Consider the following 17,713-nt stretch of genomic DNA (forward strand, 5'->3'; position numbering starts at 1 on the left):
CCGCTCCCCCGCCCGCAGTCAGAAAGGATCACGTATGTCGAGGGTCAGATCGATCGTCGTCTGGACGGCGGTCGCGATCGCCGGAGCGGTCGCCTGGGGCGTCCTGGCGCTGTCGCGGGGCGAGAGCGTGTCGGCGGTCTGGATGGTCGCCGCCGCGCTCGGCTCGTACGCGATCGCGTACCGGTTCTACGCCCGGTTCATCGCCCGTACGGTGCTCGGCGTCGACGACCGCAGGGCCACGCCGGCGGAGCGGCTCGACAACGGCGTGGACTTCCAGCCGACGGACCGGCGGGTGCTGTTCGGCCACCACTTCGCGGCCATCGCCGGGGCGGGGCCGCTGGTGGGGCCGGTGCTGGCGGCGCAGATGGGCTACCTGCCCGGCACCATCTGGATCATCGTGGGGGTGATCCTGGCCGGGGCCGTCCAGGACATGGTGGTGCTGTTCTTCTCGCTGCGGCGCGACGGCAAGAGCCTGGGCCAGATGGTGCGCGAGGAGATCGGGCCGATCGGCGGGGCGGCGGCGCTCGTCGCGGTCTTCGCCATCATGATCATCCTGCTGGCGGTGCTGGCGCTGGTCGTCGTCAACGCGCTGGCCGCCTCGCCGTGGGGCGCCTTCTCCATCGCGATGACCATCCCCATCGCCCTGTTCATGGGCTTCTACCTGCGGGTCCTGCGGCCCGGCCGGGTGGTCGAGACGTCGGTCATCGGGGTGGCGCTGCTGCTGCTGGCCATCGTGGGCGGTAGCTGGGTGCAGGACTCCGCGCTGGCCGGGGTGTTCACGCTCAGCCCGCAGACGCTGGTCGTCTGCCTGGTCGTGTACGGGTTCTTCGCCTCGGTGCTGCCGGTGTGGATGCTGCTGGCGCCGCGCGACTACCTGTCGACGTTCATGAAGGTCGGCACGATCGGGCTGCTGGCGGTGGGCGTGGTGGTCGCGGCCCCGGTGCTGCGCAACGAGGCGGTGACCGAGTTCGCGCTGACCGGGGACGGGCCGGTGTTCGCCGGGGCGCTGTTCCCGTTCGTGTTCATCACGATCGCCTGCGGGGCGCTGTCGGGCTTCCACGCGCTCATCTCGTCGGGCACCACGCCGAAGATGATCCAGAAGGAGTCGCAGATCCGGCTGATCGGCTACGGCGGGATGCTCACCGAGTCGTTCGTCGCGATCATGGCGTTGATCGCGGCCAGCGTGCTGGAGCCGGGGCTCTACTACGCGATGAACGCCCCGGCGGGGCTGCTCGGGTCCACCGCCGAGAGCGCGTCGGCGGCGGTGGCGCGGCTCGGGTTCACGATCTCGCCCGAGGACCTGACGGCAGCGGCGGCGGCCGTGGAGGAGAGCACGATCATCGCGCGGACCGGCGGGGCGCCCACGCTGGCCGTCGGCATCTCCGAGATCATGGCGGCGGTGTTCGGCGGCGCGGCGTTCAAGGCGTTCTGGTACCACTTCGCGATCATGTTCGAGGCGCTGTTCATCCTCACGACGGTCGACGCGGGGACCAGGGTCGGGCGGTTCATGCTCCAGGACACGCTGGGCAACGTGTGGAAGCCGATTGGGCGGGTGAGCTGGAAGCCGGGCCTGTGGGCGACCAGCGCCGTGGTGGTGCTGGCGTGGGGCTACTTCCTGTGGGCGGGGGTCAACGACCCGCTCGGCGGGATCAACCAGCTCTTCCCGCTGTTCGGCATCGCCAACCAGCTCCTGGCGGCGGTGGCGCTGACGCTGGCGACGACGCTGCTGATCAAGTCGGGCAAGCTCCGCTGGGCGTGGGTGACCGGCCTGCCGCTGGCCTGGGACGTCGCGGTCACGCTCACCGCGAGCTGGCAGAAGGTGTTCGACGCCGACCCGAAGATCGGCTTCTTCGCGCAGCGCGAGCTGTACGCCGAGGCGCTGGCGGCGGGCCGGGTGCTGGCCCCGGCGCGGAGCCTCGACCAGATGCGGACCGTCGTCACCAACTCCACCGTGGACGGCGTCCTGGCGGCGCTGTTCGCCGTGCTCGTGCTGGTCGTCATCGCCGACGCGGCCGTGGTGTGCGTGCGCGCGCTCCGCTCCCGCGAGCCGCTGCCGCTCAAGGAGGCCCCGTACGTGGAGTCGGCCCTCGTCGCGCCGTCGGGGCTGTTCGCCACCCCGGGCTCGCGGTCGTCGTGAAGGCGCTGCGCTTCCTGCGCTGGTACGTGCGCGAGCTGACGGGGACGGCGGCCTACGAGCGGTACGCGGACGCGCACGCGGCCCACGGCGGGACGCCGATGTCGCGGCGCGAGTACGAGCGGCGGCGATCGGACCTGCGCGAGGCGGCGCCGGAGAGCCGCTGCTGCTGACCCGAAACTTCCGGCCTCAACGGGGACGTACGGCCGACCCTCTTGAATAACCCACACTATTGGTAGGAAAATCAGGCATCTATTCCTTCGTGAAGGGAAAGATCGTGCCTCTGCCTGATTTCCTGATCGCCGGCGTGCCCAAGGCGGGGACCACCGCCCTGCACACCGCGCTGCGGCGGCACCCGGACCTGTTCCTGTCCCGGGTCAAGGAGCCGAAGTTCTTCCTCACCGACGGCCCGCCCCCGCACACGGGCGGCCCGGGCGACGCCGACACCTACCGTGAGCACGTCTGGCGCCGCACGGACTACGAGGCGCTGTTCACCGACGCTCCCCCGGGCGCGCTCACCGGCGAGTCCACCCCCTTCTACCTGTACGACACGGCCGCCCAGCGGCGCATCCACGCCCTGACCCCTGAAGTCAAGATCATCCTGACGTTACGGGACCCGGTCGAACGGGCGCACTCCAACTGGACACACCTGTGGTCGGCCGGGCTGGAGCCCATCGGCGACCTGGTGCGCGCCTGCGAGGCCGAGCCCAAGCGGATCGCCGACGGCTGGGGGCACTTCTGGCACTACACCGGCCTGGGCCGTTACGGCGAGCAGCTCGCCCACCTGTTCAGCCTGTTCCCCCGCGAGCAGGTGCTGATCTTCCGCTACCGCGACGTCGTCGACCGGCCCGCCACCACCCTGGACCAGGTCTGCGCCTTCCTCGGCGTCCGCACCGGCCTGCTCACCGAGGTGCCCCGGCAGAACGTGACCGCCCACCCCCGGGCCGGCGCCCGGCACGCCGTGCTCGCCACCCTCCGCAGACGGCTGCCCGCGCCCCTGGCCGGGCCCGTCGAGGGCCTGCTCCAGCGGCGCGGCCAGGCCCGCCGCCCGCTGGAGTGGGAGCAGCGGCAGCGGCTCATCCCCTACTTCGCCGACGACATCCGGCTGCTCCAGGAGCTCACCGGCGACGACTACGGCGACTGGCTCCGGCACCGGCCGCGCTCCGGCGGCCTCGTCGGCGTCCGGCCGCCCGGCCAGCGGCAGGCGCGCAACGGCCGCCGGAGCTGACGCCGCGCCGCCCGGTCAGCGCAGTTCGGTGCGCAGCTCGGTGCGCAGCTCGTGCGCGCCGTCCGCGCGGGTGAACTCGTAGTACAGCCGTACGCCGCCGCCGGGCAGGTCGACGATGTCCAGGTAGCGCAGGCCGCCTCCGCCGTGCGGGGAGGCGGCCGCGGGCGCCCCGCCCACCGGCGTCAGCTCGGCCGGGCCCGCGCCGACGGCGACGCCGGTGCGCTCCTCGTAGTTCTCCGCGGCGTCCGCCCGGCCGTCGTAGAAGGCCAGCACCCGGTCTCCGGCGAACCTCACCGCGCTCACCCGCACCCCGCGCGCGTCCCACAGGCCCGGCCTGCCGCTGAGCGCCGTGCCGTGCCACGTCCACTCCAGGCCGTCGGCGCTGGTGGCGTAGTCGGTGACCATCTGGTCGGCCTCGTCGGGATCGGCCAGCGGATGGCAGGAGGCCCACAGGTGCCAGACGCCGTCCCGCTGGACGACGACCGTGTCCTTCACCCCGGTCTTCGGGTCGCCGGGCAGGACGGTGACGCGCGAGCGCGGGTCGAACCCGGCCGGGTCCGCGGCCTCCAGCACCTCCACCCGCCAGTGCTTGGTGCCCTCGGTGGCGCAGCTCAGGTAGAGCCGCCAGCGCCCGTCCGGCAGGCGCACCAGCGCGGGCCGCTCCAGCGATTCGGCGTCCATCTGTTCGCGCGTGACCGTCGTCAGCGTCTCGAACCGCTCGCCGTCCGCCGAACGGGCGACCACCACCGCGTACCCGCGCCCCTGCCCGACCGGGCGGCGCAGCCGGTAGGCGAGGTAGATCAGCCCGTCCGCCGCGACGGCGCTCGGCGCGCCCGCCCAGTGCCCCTCACCGGGTGACGGCGGCGCGACCGCCACCACGGAGCGGTCCGGGTCGGGCAAGAAGGCGTTCTCATCGATCGACATGGGCGCGACACTAGGCGACGACGCACTGCGCTTCACGGACCCTGACCCTCCCTTGGACGTTCCCTGCTCCACGCATAGTCGTTCCCTTCCGCAACCCCTCAGGGGGTTCCTGTCCGCCCCGGGGTCTCCTGGGGCTCGTGGTCGTCGGTGGCGTACGGGCCGGCTCAGGGGAGAGCGGCGCGGGCGTCGGCATCCAGGCCGGACAGGGCCGCGCGGGCGTGGGCGCGGACGTCGGCGTCCGGGTCGGACAGGGCGGCGCGCAACGCCTCGGCCACCTCGGGCCTGCCCGCCCAGCGCGACAGCGCGAGCACGGCCGCCTTGCGCACGTCCAGGTTGGCGTCCGACAGCGCCCCGGCGAGCGGCCCGCAGGCGGTCTCCGCCTCGGCGGCCGCCAGGCAGCGGGCCGCGCCGGCCCGCACCTCCCAGGCGGGGTCGCGGAGCGCCCGCGCCGCCTCGGCGGTGAGCGGGGCGCCGGTCGCGCCCGACGCCTCCAGCGCGGCGGCGCGTACGAGCGGGTCGGCGTCGGCGGCGAGCGCGGCGAGGGCGGCGAGGGCGGCGGACGGCTTGCCGATGAGCCCCAGCCCCTTGGCCGCCCACACGCGCACCTCGCGCGACGGGTCGGCGGCGGCCCCGGCGACGCGGTCGGCCTCGTCGAGCGAGACCAGCCCGCGGATCGCCTCGACGCGCACCCGGCGGTCGGGGTCGGCGAGCCCCGCGGCGAAGGTCTCGGCCCCGGCCAGCCGCAGGGCGCGCAGTACGTCGAGCGCGCACGCCCGTACCACCGCGTCGGCCCCGCCGAGCTGCCCGGCCAGGGCGGCGCCCAGCTCGGGCGTGGCGGGCAGCACCTCGACGAGCTCCTTGAGCGCGGTGGCGGCGGCGCGCCGCACGGTGCCGTGGGCGTCGCCGAGCGCGGCGGCCAGCGCGGCGCCGGTGCCCTCGGGGACGACCTCGGTGAGCGTGGCGACGGCGGCCCGCCTGACCTTGGGGTCGGGGTCCGACAGGTACGGGCCGAGCCGGTCGGCGGTGGGCTGCTCCTCGGCCAGCCGGTGCAGCTCCAGGATGCGCGGCGAGCGGCCGACGGCGGCCCGGCCGGTGGGCGCGGCGGCGGCGCGCCGTACGGGGGTGGCGGTGTGCGCGCCGAGCACGACCGGTTCGGCGGCCACGGGCGCGTACTCGGGCACGGGCACCAGGTAGGGCTCGACCGGGCGTTTGACGAACTCCATCGCGCCGTCGTCGCGCTTGCGCAGGTTGAGGTGGAACAGCCAGGTCGCGTCATCGCGGGCGGGCAGGTCGGCCCGCTCGTGGTAGAGGCCCCAGCGGCTCTCGGTGCGGGTCAGCGAGGCGCGGGCGGCCATCTCGGCGCAGTCGCGGATGAAGTCGACCTCCACGCAGCGCATGAGCTCGTGCGGGGTGCGCGCGCCCATCGCGGCGACCTCCTCGCGCATGCGCTCGAACGACTCCAGCGCGAGGTCCAGCTTGGCGGCGGTCTTGGGCGGCGTCACGTAGTCGTTGACGAACCGGCGCAGCTTGTACTCGACCTGCTGCTGCGGCGGCCCGTCCGGGTGGCGCAGCGGGCGGTAGACCAGCTCGTGGGCGGCGGCGACCTGATCGGCGGGCAGCGTGTCGGGCGACCCGCCGGACCCGGCGACCCGGGCGGCGGCGTGCGCGCCGGCCAGGTCGCCGAAGACGAACGCGCCGATCATGTAGTTGTGCGGCACGCAGGCCAGGTCCCCGGCCGCGTACAGGCCGGGCACGGTCGTCGCGCCGTGCTCGTCCACCCACACCCCGGAGGCCGAGTGGCCGCCGCACAGGCCGATCTCCGAGATGTGCATCTCCACGTCGTGGGTGCGGTAGTCGTGGCCGCGCCCGGCGTGGAAGGTGCCGCGCGTGGGCCGTTCGGTGGTGTGCAGGATGTTCTCCAGCGCCCCGATGGACTCCTCCGGCAGGTGCGTGAGCTTGAGGTAGATCGGCCCCCGCGCGGAGGCGATCTCGGCGGCCACCTCGGCCATCATCTGGCCCGACCAGTAGTCGGAGTCGACGAAGCGCTCCCCCCGGTTGTTGACCTGGTAGCCGCCGAACGGGTTGGCCACGTAGGCGCAGGCCGGGCCGTTGTAGTCCTTGATCAGCGGGTTGATCTGGAAGCACTCGATGCCGCTGAGCTCGGCCCCCGCGTGGTAGGCCATGGCGTGGCCGTCGCCGGCGTTGGCGGGGTTCTCGTACGTGCCGTACAGGTAGCCGCTGGCGGGCAGGCCGAGCCTGCCGCAGGCGCCGGTCGCCAGGATGACCGCGCCCGCGCTCACCGTGACGAACCGCCCGGACCGGGTGTCGAACCCGGCCACGCCGACGGCCCGGCCGCCGGAGGTGAGCACCCGTACGGGCATGACCCGGTTCTCGATGCGCACCCTCTCGCGGATGTCGCGGCGGCGCAGCACCCGGTAGAGGACCTTCTTGACGTCCTTGCCCTCGGGCATGGGCAGCACGTAGCTGCCGGAGCGGTGGACGCGGCGCACCGCGTACTCGCCGTACTCGTCCTTCTCGAACTTGACGCCGTAGCGCTCCAGGCGGCGGACCATGTCGTGGCCCCGGGTGGCGGTCTGGTGGATCGTCCGCTGGTTGACGATCCCGTCGTTGGCCCGGGTGATCTCGGCGACGTAGTCCTCGGGGGTGGCCTTGCCGGGGATGACGGCGTTGTTCACCCCGTCCATGCCCATGGCGAGCGCGCCGCTGTGACGGACGTGCGCCTTCTCCAGCAGCAGGACGCGGGCGCCCCGCTCCGCCGCGGTGATCGCGGCCATCGTGCCCGCGGTGCCGCCGCCGACGACGAGCACCTCGCACTCCAGGTGCAGGCGGTCGTCGATCGAGGGAATCTCCATCTACAGCTCCTTCAGAATCCTGTCGCGCAGCCCGGCGTCCCGGCCGGCGCCGCGTACGGCGAAGGACGCGCGAACGCCGTGCCCGTTCCCGGGTCCGCCGAGCACCACGATCCGGTCGGCCAGCAGCAGCGCCTCGTCCACGTCGTGGGTGACGAAGACGACGGTCGCGCGGGTGCCGGCCAGCACGTCGAGCAGCAGGCGTTGCATCTGGGCGCGGGTCTGGGCGTCGAGCGCGCCGAACGGCTCGTCCATCAGCACCGCGCGGGGCGCGGCCACGAGCGCGCGGGCGAGCTGCACGCGCTGCCGCATGCCGCCGGACAGCTCGCGCGGCAGCTTGCCCTCGGCCCCTGCCAGCCCCACCCGGTCGATCCACTCCAGCGCCGCCGCGGTCCGCTCCCGCCTGCCGACCTTGCGGATGCGCAGCGGCAGCTCGACGTTGCGCAGCACGCTGCGCCAGGGCAGCAGCCCGTCGTCCTGGAAGACCATGGCCCGTTCGGCCGAGGTGCCGGTGATCTCGGCGCCGCCGGCGCGGACCGTCCCGGCGGCGGGCGGGAGCAGCCCGGCCAGGGCGCGCAGCAGCGTGGACTTGCCGGAGCCGGACGCGCCCACGATGACCAGCACCTCGCCCGGCTCGATGTCCAGGTCGACGCCGCGCACGACCGGGTCGTGGCCGTAGCCGAGCGCCAGCCCCTCCAGCGTGAACCCGATCCCGGCGGGCGCGGCCCCGACGGCGGGCAGCACCGCGGTCATGACACACCGTCCCGCGCGGCCCGGGGCAGCCAGCGGGTGACCCGCCGCCCGGCCAGCTCCACGGCGGCCGAGGTGAGCCAGCCGAGCAGGCCGATGGTGAGCATCCCGACGATCACCGCCGGGTAGTCCACCAGCGTGTACGCCTGCCAGGTGCGGTAGCCGACGCCGAACTCCCCCGAGATCATCTCGGCCGAGATCACGCAGATCCACGACACGCCCATCCCGACCGACAGCCCGCCGGACACGCCGGGCAGGATGCCGGGCAGCACGACGTGCCGCAGCACGTGGAGGCGGCGCCCGCCGAGCGTCCTGACGGCGTCCTCCCACAGGGTGGGCAGCGCCCGGACGGCGTGCCGGGTGCTGACCAGGATCGGGAAGAACGCGGCGACGAACGTGATGAACACGATGCCCTGCTCGTCGGTGGGGAACAGCAGGATCGCCACCGGGACCAGCGCGATCGCCGGGATCGGCCGAACCGCCTCCAGCAGCGGCAGCAGCACGTCCCGGGTCCGCGGCGACCTGCCGAGCGCGATGCCCGCGGCCACGCCCGCGACCGTGGCCAGCCCGAACCCGGTGAGGATGCGGATCAGGCTCTGCAGCAGGTCGAGCGCGAACACCGGGGTGACGAGCTGCCGGGCGGCCTCCCCCGCGATCTCGTCGAGCGTGGGCAGCCGGTCGAACCTGAGCCACAGCCGGGCGTCGGCGGCGGTGAGCGCCTGCCACAGCCCGGCCGCCGCCAGCACGGAGGCCGCTCTGACGGCCCAGCCGGTCACGTGTCACCCGCCTTGCCCGCCGTCTTGCCCGCCGCCTTCCCTGCCGCCTTCACCGCGTCCTCGTACGTGATCGGCTCGGCGTCCGGGTGCGCCGCGCGGTAGGCGGCGGCGCCCTCGGCGGTGGTGAAGGGCAGGAAGTCCGCGCCCGCGCGCAGCCACACGGCGTGGCCGGCGAACCAGCGGGTGCCGGTGACGGTGTCGGGCACGTACGCGGCGCGCACGGCCGTCCCGGCGGCCCGGGCGGCGGCGATCTGGCGCAGCAGGCAGGCGGGCGTGGCGGCGGGCCGCGTCGTGGCGGCGCCGTCGAGCCACAGCTCCGAGGCCGTCGCCGGGTCGGTGACCGGGCCGCCGCACACCGGGTCCGTCCCCGTGATCGCGGCCGGGTTCGCGGTGGCGGCCACGTCCCGGTCGTAGTCCGGCCCGTACGCCTTGCGCAGGTAGGAGTCGTTGACGAAGGCGGCGACGTCCACGCCGGCGAAGTCGTCGCCGATGCGCTTGAGGAACGGCACGTCGTGCTCGTGGGCGGCCTTGAGCTGCGGCTTGAGCGTGACGTCGAAGGTGGAGATGCCGCCGGGGCCGTTGTAGAGGTAGACGACCTCGGGCGGCAGGCCGGTGATCCGCGCGACGGTCTCGGCCGCCTCCAGCGGGTGCTCGTGCAGGTAGCGGGTGGCGTCCAGCTGCGCCTTGAGGAAGGCGTCCACCACCTCCGGGTGCTCCTTCGCGTACGCCTGCCGCACCACCACGCCGTGGAAGGTCGGCACGTCCAGCGCGGAGCCGTCGTAGATGAGGCGGCCCTTGCCCTGGAAGACCACCAGCCCCGGCCAGGCGACGAACTGGGCGTACGCCTGGACGCCGCCCGCCTCCAGTTGCGAGGCGCCGACGGCGGGCTGGTGGTTGACCACCTCGACCCCGGAGACGCCCGCCTTCTCCAGGGCCTGCACCAGCGTGCCGTGCCCGGCGGAGCCGACGCTGGCCGACACCTTGGCCCCGCGCAGGTCGGCCAGGGTCGTCGCCGGGGAGCCGGGCGGCACGACGACCATGTTGAGGCCGCCGCGCAGGTTGTAGCCGGTGGTGGAGATCAGCTCGGTGCGCGCCTCGGGGACGCCCTGGGTGCGGGAGGCGTTGATGAGCAGGGGGTAGTCGCCCATCGAGCCGATGTCGATCTTCCCGGCGACCATCTTGGCGGTGATCGGGGCGCCGGTGTCGTGGTCCTGCCACTCGACGGCGTACCGGTCGCCGAGCCGCTTCTCCAGGTAGCCGAGCGAGCGCAGCAGGGTGCCCGCGGTGACGGTGTTGATGGTCTTGGACTGGTAGCCGACGACGACCGTCGTCCTGTCGGCGCCGCCGCCGGTGACCGAGCAGCCGGCGGCGGCGAGCAGGACGAGGGCCGCCAGAAGCACGCGCGTCATCGTCGTCCTCATCGCAGCAGGTAGGGGATGTTGATGGTGACCGCGTCGACCGGGCACCGGGCGGCGCACGGGCCGCAGTACCAGCACTCGTCGACGTACATGTACGCCTTGCCGGTCTCGTCGCTGATCGCGAGGGAGTCGAGCGGGCACGCCTCGACGCACAGCGTGCAGCCCTCGACGCACAGCGCCTCGTCGATGGTCACGGGCACCTCGACCCGCTGGTCGATCAGGGCCATCGCCCCTCCTCCTGGGTGGCGCGGTCGAGCTGCCCGCGCATGGTCAGCCGGTCGCCGCGGAAACGGATGAACTCCAGGTCGACGGGCCTGCCGTCGGCCAGGTGGGTGAGCCGCTCGACCATGAGCAGCGCGGCTCCGCGCGGGACGGCGAGCACGGCCGCGGTGTGCGGGTCGGCGTTGACCGCCTCCAGCGTGAGCTCGGCGGTGCCGAGCGGGCTGCCGGTGATCCGCTCCAGCAGCACGAAGATGTCGTTGTTGGTCAGGTCGGCGTCGAACAGCGGCTCGCCGGCGTCGCGGACGAGGTAGGTCAGGTCGAGCGAGAGCGGCAGGCCGTTGAGGCTGCGCAGCCGTTCGAGGTAGACGACGGGCTCGCCCGGGGGCAGGCCGAGCCGGGCGCGCACGGCGGGCGGCGGCTCGATCAGCGTCATGGTCCTGACCTGGTTGGTCACCCGGCCGTGCTCGTCCAGCGTCTCGGCGAGGCCGAGCAGCCGGTGCAGGCCGTGCGGGTACTTCTCGCCGGCGATCGTGGTGCCGACGCCGGGGCAGCGCTCGACCAGCCCTTCCTCGCGCAGCAGGCGCAGGGCGTCGCGCACGGTGTTGCGCGAGGCGCCGAACTCGCGGGCCAGCGCGGCCTCGGGCGGCAGCCTGACCTGGGGGAAGCCTCCGTGCACGATCTGGCGCCTGAGCAGGTCGGCGACCTGTCTGGCCCGGTCCGCCCGGCGTCGCGCGACCTGTCCCATCTCCACACCTCCCGTTCGGCCTGGGCTATAACCTAGCAAGCAGGTAGGTAAATAGGGATAACGGAAGGATTGCGCCACACCAGGCCCGCCCCGCCCGCCGCGCGAACAGCGGCTCGCCGCCGGGATGCCGGAAGATCCGCCACCCGAATTCCCCTAATTGCCTATTGCTTTTGTAGGAAATATGGCGCACGATCAGGCCATGACCAGCATCCTGACCGTCAAACGCGTGGCCGGGCACATCGGCGCCGAGATCGTCGGCCTCGACCTCGCCCACCCGCTGGACCCCACCACCGTCCAGGAGATCCGCCAGGCCCTGCTCGCCCACAAGGTGCTCTTCTTCCGTGGCCAGACCCTCGACCACGCCGGGCAGATCGCCTTCGCCCGCCAGTTCGGCGACCTCACCCACGCCCACCCGCACGAGGACGCCCCGCCCGAGCGGTTCCCGCAGATCCTCACCATCGACCCGCGCCGCTACGAGGAGCGCTACGGCCCCGGCTACCGCGAGCTGTACCGCAAGAAGCGCTACTCCTACGCCTCCGGCTGGCACACCGACGTCACCGCCGCGGTCAACCCGCCCGCCGCCTCGATCCTGCGGGCCGAGACCGTGCCGGAGTTCGGCGGCGACACCACCTGGACCAACCTGGTGGCCGCCTACGAGGGGCTGTCCGCGCCGCTGCGGGCGTTCGTCGACGGGCTGCGCGCCGAGCACCGCTTCCTGGCCGGATACCGGCCGGACGAGGAGGACGGCCGGCTCACCAAGCGGATCAACGACAACCTTTTGGTCTCGGTGCATCCCGTGGTCAGGGTGCATCCCGAGACCGGGGAGCGGGCGCTGTTCGTCAACCCGGGCTTCACCGACCACATCGTCGGCCTGTCCGAGCCGGAGAGCAGGCGGGTCCTGGACCTGCTCTACGAGCAGATCACCCGTCCCGAGTACACCGTCCGCTGGCGCTGGCAGCCGGGCAGCCTGGCGTTCTGGGACAACCGGGCCACGGCCCACCTCGCCCCGTCGGACCTCGACCACCTCGATGTCCAGCGGACCCTGCACCGGGTCACGCTGATCGGCGACCGTCCCGTCGGGCCCGACGGCTTCGTCTCCGAGATCGTCGCCGGGCGGGAGTTCACCGCCGAGTCCCTCGTCGTCGCCTGACGACCCACGAGCGCGCGGGCGGGGCCGGGGGGCTCGCCCGCGCAGGCGACCGCCGCGCTCCAGGCACGGGCGGTCGCACGAGTCAACCGCGCAACCCGGAGGCGGGCAGGCAGCTTGGCGATAGCGCGAACATGAGAGCTCTTCCTCGTTAGGCTTCGTCACGGAGATCGCGCGGGTACCGGCGGAGAGGGTGACGGGTGGCTGGGGAGGCGGCGCTGCTGCTGGTGCGCTTCGGCCGCCGCTACGCGGCCGCGGTGCGCCTGGCCACGCTGGCGCCGATCTGCGGGATCGCCCTGTTCCGCGCCCAGGGCGAACAGCTCGCCGCCACCGCCGCCGTGGTCGCCGTCGCGGCGGCCTGGACGTGCGGCTTCTCGTGGTGGCTGCGCGCCGGGCGGGGGTCCTGGCCGGTCGCCCTCGACGTGCTCGTCCTGCTGGGCCTGTATTCGAGCGTGCCGTGGACCGGCGCCATCGAGGACACCAACACCGGCTGGCTGCGGCTGCTGGTGACCTTCGCCTGCGTCACCTGGCAGTGGCACACCACGCCCGCCGCCGGCGGTGCGGCGGCGGTGGCCGCCGGAGGCGGGGCGGCGCTGATCGTCGCCCTGGCCGGCGGCGAGTCGCTGGTCAGGGAGGCCATGTGGGCGACCGCGGCGGCGGCGCTGTCCCGGCTGGCCTGGGTGCTCGTCCACCACGCCGCCGGCCGCGCCGACCGGGCGGCGGCCGAGGCCGTACGGGCGCGCGGCGCGTCGCTGGTGGCCGAGGCGGTCCGCGCCGAGGAGCGCGAGCTGGCCAACTCCCTGCACGACACGGCGGCGACGACGCTGCTCATGGTCGGCACCGGCCAGGTGCGCTCGGACGACGGCTGGCTGGCTCCCCAGGCCCGCCGCGACCTCGACCGCCTGCGCTCCGACGCCGGCCGCCCGCCGGGCGGGGACGACCCGGAGGGACCGGGCGGCGAGGACGACCTGGTCGAGCGGTTGCGGGCCGGGCTCGGCGAGGCGCGGCTGGCCGTGGAGTTCGACGCCCCTGAGCGCCTGCGACTGCCGTCGGACGTGGCACGGGCGCTCGCCGACGCGGCCGGGGAGGCCCTCACGAACGTGCGCCGCCACGCGGGCACCGGCCGGGCGAGCGTGCGGCTGGAGGGCGACGCGCGGGCGCTGCGGCTCGACATCGCCGACCGGGGCCGGGGGTTCGCCCCCGCGCGGGTGCCGCTCACCCGGCGCGGCATCCGCGAGTCGCTGCGCGGCCGGATGAGCCGCGTCGGCGGCACCGCCACGATCACCTCCGCCGAGGGCGAGGGCACCCTGGTCAGCCTGGAATGGCCCGCCCCGGCCGGTGACGCGGACCGATGACCCCGACGGGCGAGGCCGTGGAGGAGGAGGCGACGCGGGCGCGGTTGCGGCGCGGCCTGCGCGTGGCGACGCTGCTGGTCGCGCTGGCGATCGTGGCCGGGCTCGGGCTCGCCAACCTGCTGCGCCACCTGGACGAGTACGGGACGCCGCTCGCCCAGGTCGCCGCACTGGGGCTGCTGGTCGCGGTGCTGGCCGGGGAGGCGGCGCTGCTCGTGCGGCGGCGCTCGTGGGGCCGGCTGCGCCTGCCCGCCGTCGCCGTCGTGCTGGCCGCGTCCCTGCTGTCGTACGCGACCCTGCCCGACGGGCGGACCTCGACCACCGTCGACTGGATCTTCGGCGCGGCCAACTGGGTGGGCGTCGTCGTGCTGCTGGACCGCCCGCTGCGCGTCACGGTGTCGTTCCTGCTCGCGCACGAGCTGACCGCGCTGCTGAACGTGCTCGTGCTGCACGAGCCGAGCCGCGCCGCACTGGCCCGGTTCGCCACCGGCTCGGTGACCGTGATCGGCTTCCCGCTCTGCGTGGCCGTGGTCGCGGGCCTCCTGCACGGCCTCAGCGCCGCCGCGGCGGCCTCCCGTGCGGAGATCGAGCGGGTACGCGTCGCCGAGGCGGTCGCCGCCGAGTCCCACCGGCGCAGGCAGCAGCGCTTCGCCGAGCTGTCGGCGACGACGATCCCGCTGCTGGAGGGGCTGGCCGACGGCTCGCTCCGCCCGGAGGACCCGCAGGTGCAGCGGCGTTCGGCGATCGAGGCGGCGCGGATGCGGCGGCTGTTCGCCGAGACCGACACGGTCGCCGATCCGCTGCTGCACGAGCTGCGCCACTGCGTCGACGTGGCCGACCGGCGGGGCGTCGTGGTGGAGCTCGACACGCGGGGTCAGTGGCCGGCGCCGCCGCTGGCCGTCCGCCGCGACCTGACCGAGGCCGTGGTCGTCATGCTCGCCACGGCGGCCTCGAAGGCCCGCGTCACGGTCACGGGGGTCGCCGGGCTGGTGTCGGTCAGCGTGGTGGCCGACTGCGGCGAGGTGGGCGTGCCGAGCCCGGCGACGCCCGGCGTGCGGGTGGAGGCGCTGCACGACGACGACACGGTGTGGATGGAGGCCCAATGGCAGGCGACGACCTGATCACCGCGGTGATCGTGGACGACCACACGGCGATCGCCGCGGGGGTCCGCTTCTGGTGCGCGGAGGCCGTACCGCCGATCGAGCTCATCGACGCGGGCGACCGGCTGGCCGAGGTGTGGACGGGCCCCGGGGCCGGCGCCGACGTGGTGATCTTCGATCTGGAGCTGGTGCCGCGCCGGCCCGACTTCGGCGAGCTGCGCCGGCTGGTCGACAACGGCAGGCGGGTGATCGTCTACTCGCAGCACACCGACGACGCGACCGCGATGAAGTGCGTCGACCTGGGCGCGCTGGCCTACCTGACCAAGCGCGAGGGCCCCGAGCACCTGGTGCCGGCGATCCGGGCGGCGGCGCGCGGCGAGCCGTACACGGGCCCGTCGCTGTCGGGGGCGATCATCGCCGACGACTCCCCCGACCGGCCCCGGCTCTCGCAGCGCGAGACCGAGGTGCTGCGGGCCTGGTTCGTGTCCTCGTCCAAGGATCTCGTCGCCGCGAAGCTCAACATCACCGTCAAGACGGTCGACACCTACATCACGCGCGTCCGGATCAAGTACGCCAACGCGGGGCGCGCGGCCCGTACCAAGAGCGAGCTCGTCGGGCGGGCGCTCGACGACGGCGTGATCACGCTGGCCGAGCTCAACGAGCCCGTTTTGTAGGGCGTTCACCCGACACCGGCCCCGGCCGCGCCTGCGTAGTGTTTCCCCCGGTGGCGCGGACACCCACTGCGGCGGGGGCGAGGGGGTGTCCCTTCGTTCTCCGTTTCCCCCGCCGTCGGCGAGCGACAGGGAGAGCCCGCGTGGGGCTGGAGATCAAGATCCTGGGGCCTTGGGAGATCACCGCGCACGGCGAGCCGGCCGGGCTGGCCGGTGAGCGGCGGGTCGGCGTGCTGGCGCGGCTGGCGCTGAGCGCCGGCCGGCCGGTCCCGGCCGAGCAGCTCCTGGCCCAGGTGTGGGGTGAGAGCACGGCGACGACGGCCGGCAAGCAGCTGCACATCGTGGTGTCGAAGCTGCGCGGCCTGCTGGCGCCGCACCAGGACGAGGAGATCATCGCGACGGTCGCGGGCGGCTACCAGCTGAACCTGGCCCGCGAGAGCGTCGACGCGCACCTGTTCTCGCTGCTGGCCCGGCGGGCGCGGGAGGCGCGGGCGCGGGGCGAGGTCGCGGCGGCGGACGGCCTGTTCCGGCGGGCCCTGGCGCTGTGGCGGGGCGACGCGCTGGCGGGCATGAACGCCTCGTGGGCGCACGCCGAGTCGGCCCGCCTCCAGGAGGAGCGCCTGACGACGCTGGAGGACCACGTCGACCTGCGGCTGGCGGCCGGTGACCACCACGCGGTGGTGCCGGTGCTGCTCGCGCACGTCCGGGCGCACCCGCTGCGGGAGCGCCCGCGCGCCCAGCTCATGCTGGCGCTGTACCGGGCCTCGCGGTCGCCGGAGGCGCTGGAGGTCTACCAGGAGACCCGCCGCGTCATGATCGACGAGCTGGGCATCGAGCCGGGGCCCGCGCTGCGCCGGCTGCAGCAGGCGGTCCTGCGCCGCGACCCCGCTCTCGACCCCGCTCCGGATCTGGGCTGCGGCCTGGACGTCCCGCCCCGGCGGGTGACGGTGGCCGCGCCCGTCGTCCCGGCGGCATCGCGGCCGGCCTCCGGCGCCTGCCGGTGGAGCCCGCCGGTCACGTGTTCCTCCTGCCCGGGCTGCCGGACCCGCCGGCGTGCCCGGCGCTCGCCGCGGCGGCGCTGACCGGCCTGCCGCGCGTGCGCCCGCTCGAACCCGCCGGGCCGGGCCGCTACCGGGGGCCCCGCCCGGCCGACTGTTACTGTGCGTCGTAAGAAGTGACGTTCAGTGACTTAGGGGTTCCTCGTGCACATCGCCTGCGTCGGCGGCGGGCCGGCCAACCTGTACTTCTCGATCCTGATGAAGCTGGTGGACCCCGCCCGGGACATCACCGTCTACGAGCGCAACCCCGAGGGCTCGACCTACGGGTGGGGCGTGACGTTCTGGGGCGACCTGCGTGACAGGCTGCTCAGCACCGACCCCGAGACCGCGCGGGCCATCGTGGACGGCTCCGTCCACTGGGACAGCTGGCTGATGCGGGTCCACGACCGCGCGACGGTGACGCTGGAGAACGCCGAGGAAGGGCTCGGCATCGGCCGCCGCGAGCTGCTGGCCATCCTCGCCGACCGGGCCCGCTCGCTCGGCGTGCGGATCGCGTACGAGCACGAGGTCGCCGCCGAGGAGGAGCTGGCCGGGGCGGACCTGGTCATCGCCGGTGACGGCGCGGGCAGCGCGCTGCGCGAACGCCACGCGGACCACTTCGGCACCGACGTGGCGACCGGCCGCGACCCGTACGTGTGGCTGGGCACCACCAAGGTCTTCGACGCCTTCACCTTCGCCTTCGCCGAGACCGAGCACGGCTGGATCTGGTGCTACGGCTACCCGTACGGCAAGGCGAACAGCACCTGCGTGGTGGAGTGCTTCCCGCAGACGTGGCGGGGGCTGGGGCTGGACGAGGCGGGCGAGGCCGACGGGCTGGCGCTGCTGGAGAAGCTGTTCGCCGAGGTCCTCGACGGGCACCCGCTGATCGGCGGGGGCGGCGGGCGCTGGCAGCGCTTCCGCACGGTGACGAACCGGACGTGGCATCGCGGCAACCTGGTCCTGCTGGGCGACGCCGCGCACACCACGCACTACTCGATCGGCGCGGGCACGGCGCTCGCGCTCGGGGACGCGGCGTTCCTGGTGCACGCGCTGCACAACACCCCCCGGCTGCCCGAGGCGCTGGCCTGGTTCGAGCGCGAGCGCATGGCGGCGATCCGGCCGACGCAGCGGGCGGCCCGCTACAGCGCCCGCTGGTACGAGAACCTGGACCGCTACGTCGGCCTGCCGCCGGAGCACCTGCTCACGCTGCTCGGCCGCCGCCACTCGCCGCTGCTGTCGCGCGTCCCGCCCCGGCTCTACTACCGGGCCGGATGGCTCGGCTCGCGGATCGCCCGGCCGTTCGCCTGGTGAGTGAGGTACGGGTGCGTGGGCAGAGGGT

General features: G+C 74.3%; 16 protein-coding genes. 9 read left to right on the forward strand and 7 right to left on the reverse strand.

Going from position 1 to position 17,713, the window contains the following annotated elements; genetic code table 11:
- The first annotated feature begins 34 nt into the window (after positions 1 to 34).
- The 3 genes from ACBI99_RS07190 to ACBI99_RS07200 all read left to right on the forward strand — a co-directional run bounded on the left by ACBI99_RS07190 (position 35) and on the right by ACBI99_RS07200 (position 3,362).
- The gene (locus tag ACBI99_RS07190; RefSeq protein ID WP_219510653.1) at positions 35 to 2,137 is read left to right on the forward strand and encodes a carbon starvation CstA family protein; all 2,103 of its coding nucleotides are present in this window, start codon (positions 35 to 37) and stop codon (positions 2,135 to 2,137) included.
- On the forward strand, positions 2,134 to 2,307 hold the full coding sequence (locus tag ACBI99_RS07195) for a CstA-like transporter-associated (seleno)protein (protein ID WP_219510651.1): 174 nt from the start codon (positions 2,134 to 2,136) through the stop codon (positions 2,305 to 2,307). The genes ACBI99_RS07190 and ACBI99_RS07195 overlap by 4 nt, the downstream gene beginning before the upstream one ends.
- 104 nt (positions 2,308 to 2,411) lie before the next feature.
- Positions 2,412 to 3,362 (forward strand): sulfotransferase, encoded by a 951-nt coding sequence (locus ACBI99_RS07200; RefSeq protein WP_375071940.1) that lies wholly within the window; start codon positions 2,412 to 2,414, stop codon positions 3,360 to 3,362.
- A 15-nt stretch (positions 3,363 to 3,377) separates the two neighbouring features.
- Here the strand turns inward: ACBI99_RS07200 and ACBI99_RS07205 are convergent, their stop codons facing one another.
- From ACBI99_RS07205 to ACBI99_RS07235, 7 genes are all read right to left on the reverse strand, one after another.
- Positions 3,378 to 4,286, reverse strand: coding sequence for a hypothetical protein (locus ACBI99_RS07205; protein ID WP_375071941.1), 909 nt, complete (start codon positions 4,284 to 4,286; stop codon positions 3,378 to 3,380).
- Positions 4,287 to 4,450: 164 nt separating this feature from the next.
- The gene (locus tag ACBI99_RS07210) at positions 4,451 to 7,159 is read right to left on the reverse strand and encodes a fumarate reductase/succinate dehydrogenase flavoprotein subunit (RefSeq protein ID WP_375071942.1); all 2,709 of its coding nucleotides are present in this window, start codon (positions 7,157 to 7,159) and stop codon (positions 4,451 to 4,453) included.
- Entirely contained in the window at positions 7,160 to 7,909 is a 750-nt protein-coding gene (locus ACBI99_RS07215) for an ABC transporter ATP-binding protein (RefSeq protein ID WP_375071943.1), read from the reverse strand.
- On the reverse strand, positions 7,906 to 8,682 hold the full coding sequence (locus ACBI99_RS07220) for an ABC transporter permease (RefSeq protein WP_219510647.1): 777 nt from the start codon (positions 8,680 to 8,682) through the stop codon (positions 7,906 to 7,908). Before ACBI99_RS07220 ends, ACBI99_RS07215 begins: the two co-directional genes overlap by 4 nt.
- On the reverse strand, positions 8,679 to 10,091 hold the full coding sequence (locus ACBI99_RS07225) for an ABC transporter substrate-binding protein (protein ID WP_375071944.1): 1,413 nt from the start codon (positions 10,089 to 10,091) through the stop codon (positions 8,679 to 8,681). Before ACBI99_RS07225 ends, ACBI99_RS07220 begins: the two co-directional genes overlap by 4 nt.
- Positions 10,092 to 10,099: 8 nt before the next feature.
- Positions 10,100 to 10,327, reverse strand: coding sequence for a ferredoxin family protein (locus ACBI99_RS07230; RefSeq protein ID WP_219510645.1), 228 nt, complete (start codon positions 10,325 to 10,327; stop codon positions 10,100 to 10,102).
- Positions 10,318 to 11,067: a GntR family transcriptional regulator gene (locus ACBI99_RS07235; protein ID WP_375071945.1), complete on the reverse strand. Its 750-nt coding sequence runs from the start codon at positions 11,065 to 11,067 to the stop codon at positions 10,318 to 10,320. Before ACBI99_RS07235 ends, ACBI99_RS07230 begins: the two co-directional genes overlap by 10 nt.
- Positions 11,068 to 11,266: 199 nt before the next feature.
- Here ACBI99_RS07235 and ACBI99_RS07240 point away from each other — a divergent pair, with 199 nt between their 5' ends.
- From ACBI99_RS07240 to ACBI99_RS07265, 6 genes are all read left to right on the forward strand, one after another.
- On the forward strand, positions 11,267 to 12,217 hold the full coding sequence (locus tag ACBI99_RS07240) for a TauD/TfdA family dioxygenase (protein WP_219510642.1): 951 nt from the start codon (positions 11,267 to 11,269) through the stop codon (positions 12,215 to 12,217).
- 197 nt (positions 12,218 to 12,414) lie between these two features.
- On the forward strand, positions 12,415 to 13,569 hold the full coding sequence (locus ACBI99_RS07245; RefSeq protein ID WP_375071946.1) for a sensor histidine kinase: 1,155 nt from the start codon (positions 12,415 to 12,417) through the stop codon (positions 13,567 to 13,569).
- Entirely contained in the window at positions 13,566 to 14,687 is a 1,122-nt protein-coding gene (locus ACBI99_RS07250; RefSeq protein ID WP_219515520.1) for a hypothetical protein, read from the forward strand. The genes ACBI99_RS07245 and ACBI99_RS07250 overlap by 4 nt, the downstream gene beginning before the upstream one ends.
- Positions 14,669 to 15,340, forward strand: coding sequence for a response regulator transcription factor (locus tag ACBI99_RS07255; RefSeq protein ID WP_219515510.1), 672 nt, complete (start codon positions 14,669 to 14,671; stop codon positions 15,338 to 15,340). The genes ACBI99_RS07250 and ACBI99_RS07255 overlap by 19 nt, the downstream gene beginning before the upstream one ends.
- Before the next feature lie 140 nt (positions 15,341 to 15,480).
- Entirely contained in the window at positions 15,481 to 16,419 is a 939-nt protein-coding gene (locus ACBI99_RS07260; RefSeq protein WP_219515469.1) for an AfsR/SARP family transcriptional regulator, read from the forward strand.
- A 120-nt stretch (positions 16,420 to 16,539) separates the two neighbouring features.
- Positions 16,540 to 17,685 carry an FAD-dependent monooxygenase gene (locus ACBI99_RS07265; RefSeq protein WP_219515457.1) on the forward strand — a complete coding sequence of 382 codons (1,146 nt, stop codon included), beginning with the start codon at positions 16,540 to 16,542 and terminating at the stop codon, positions 17,683 to 17,685.
- Positions 17,686 to 17,713: the final 28 nt, after the last annotated feature.

This window comes from Nonomuraea sp. ATR24 (assembly GCF_041950485.1).
GTDB lineage: Bacteria > Actinomycetota > Actinomycetes > Streptosporangiales > Streptosporangiaceae > Nonomuraea > Nonomuraea ceibae.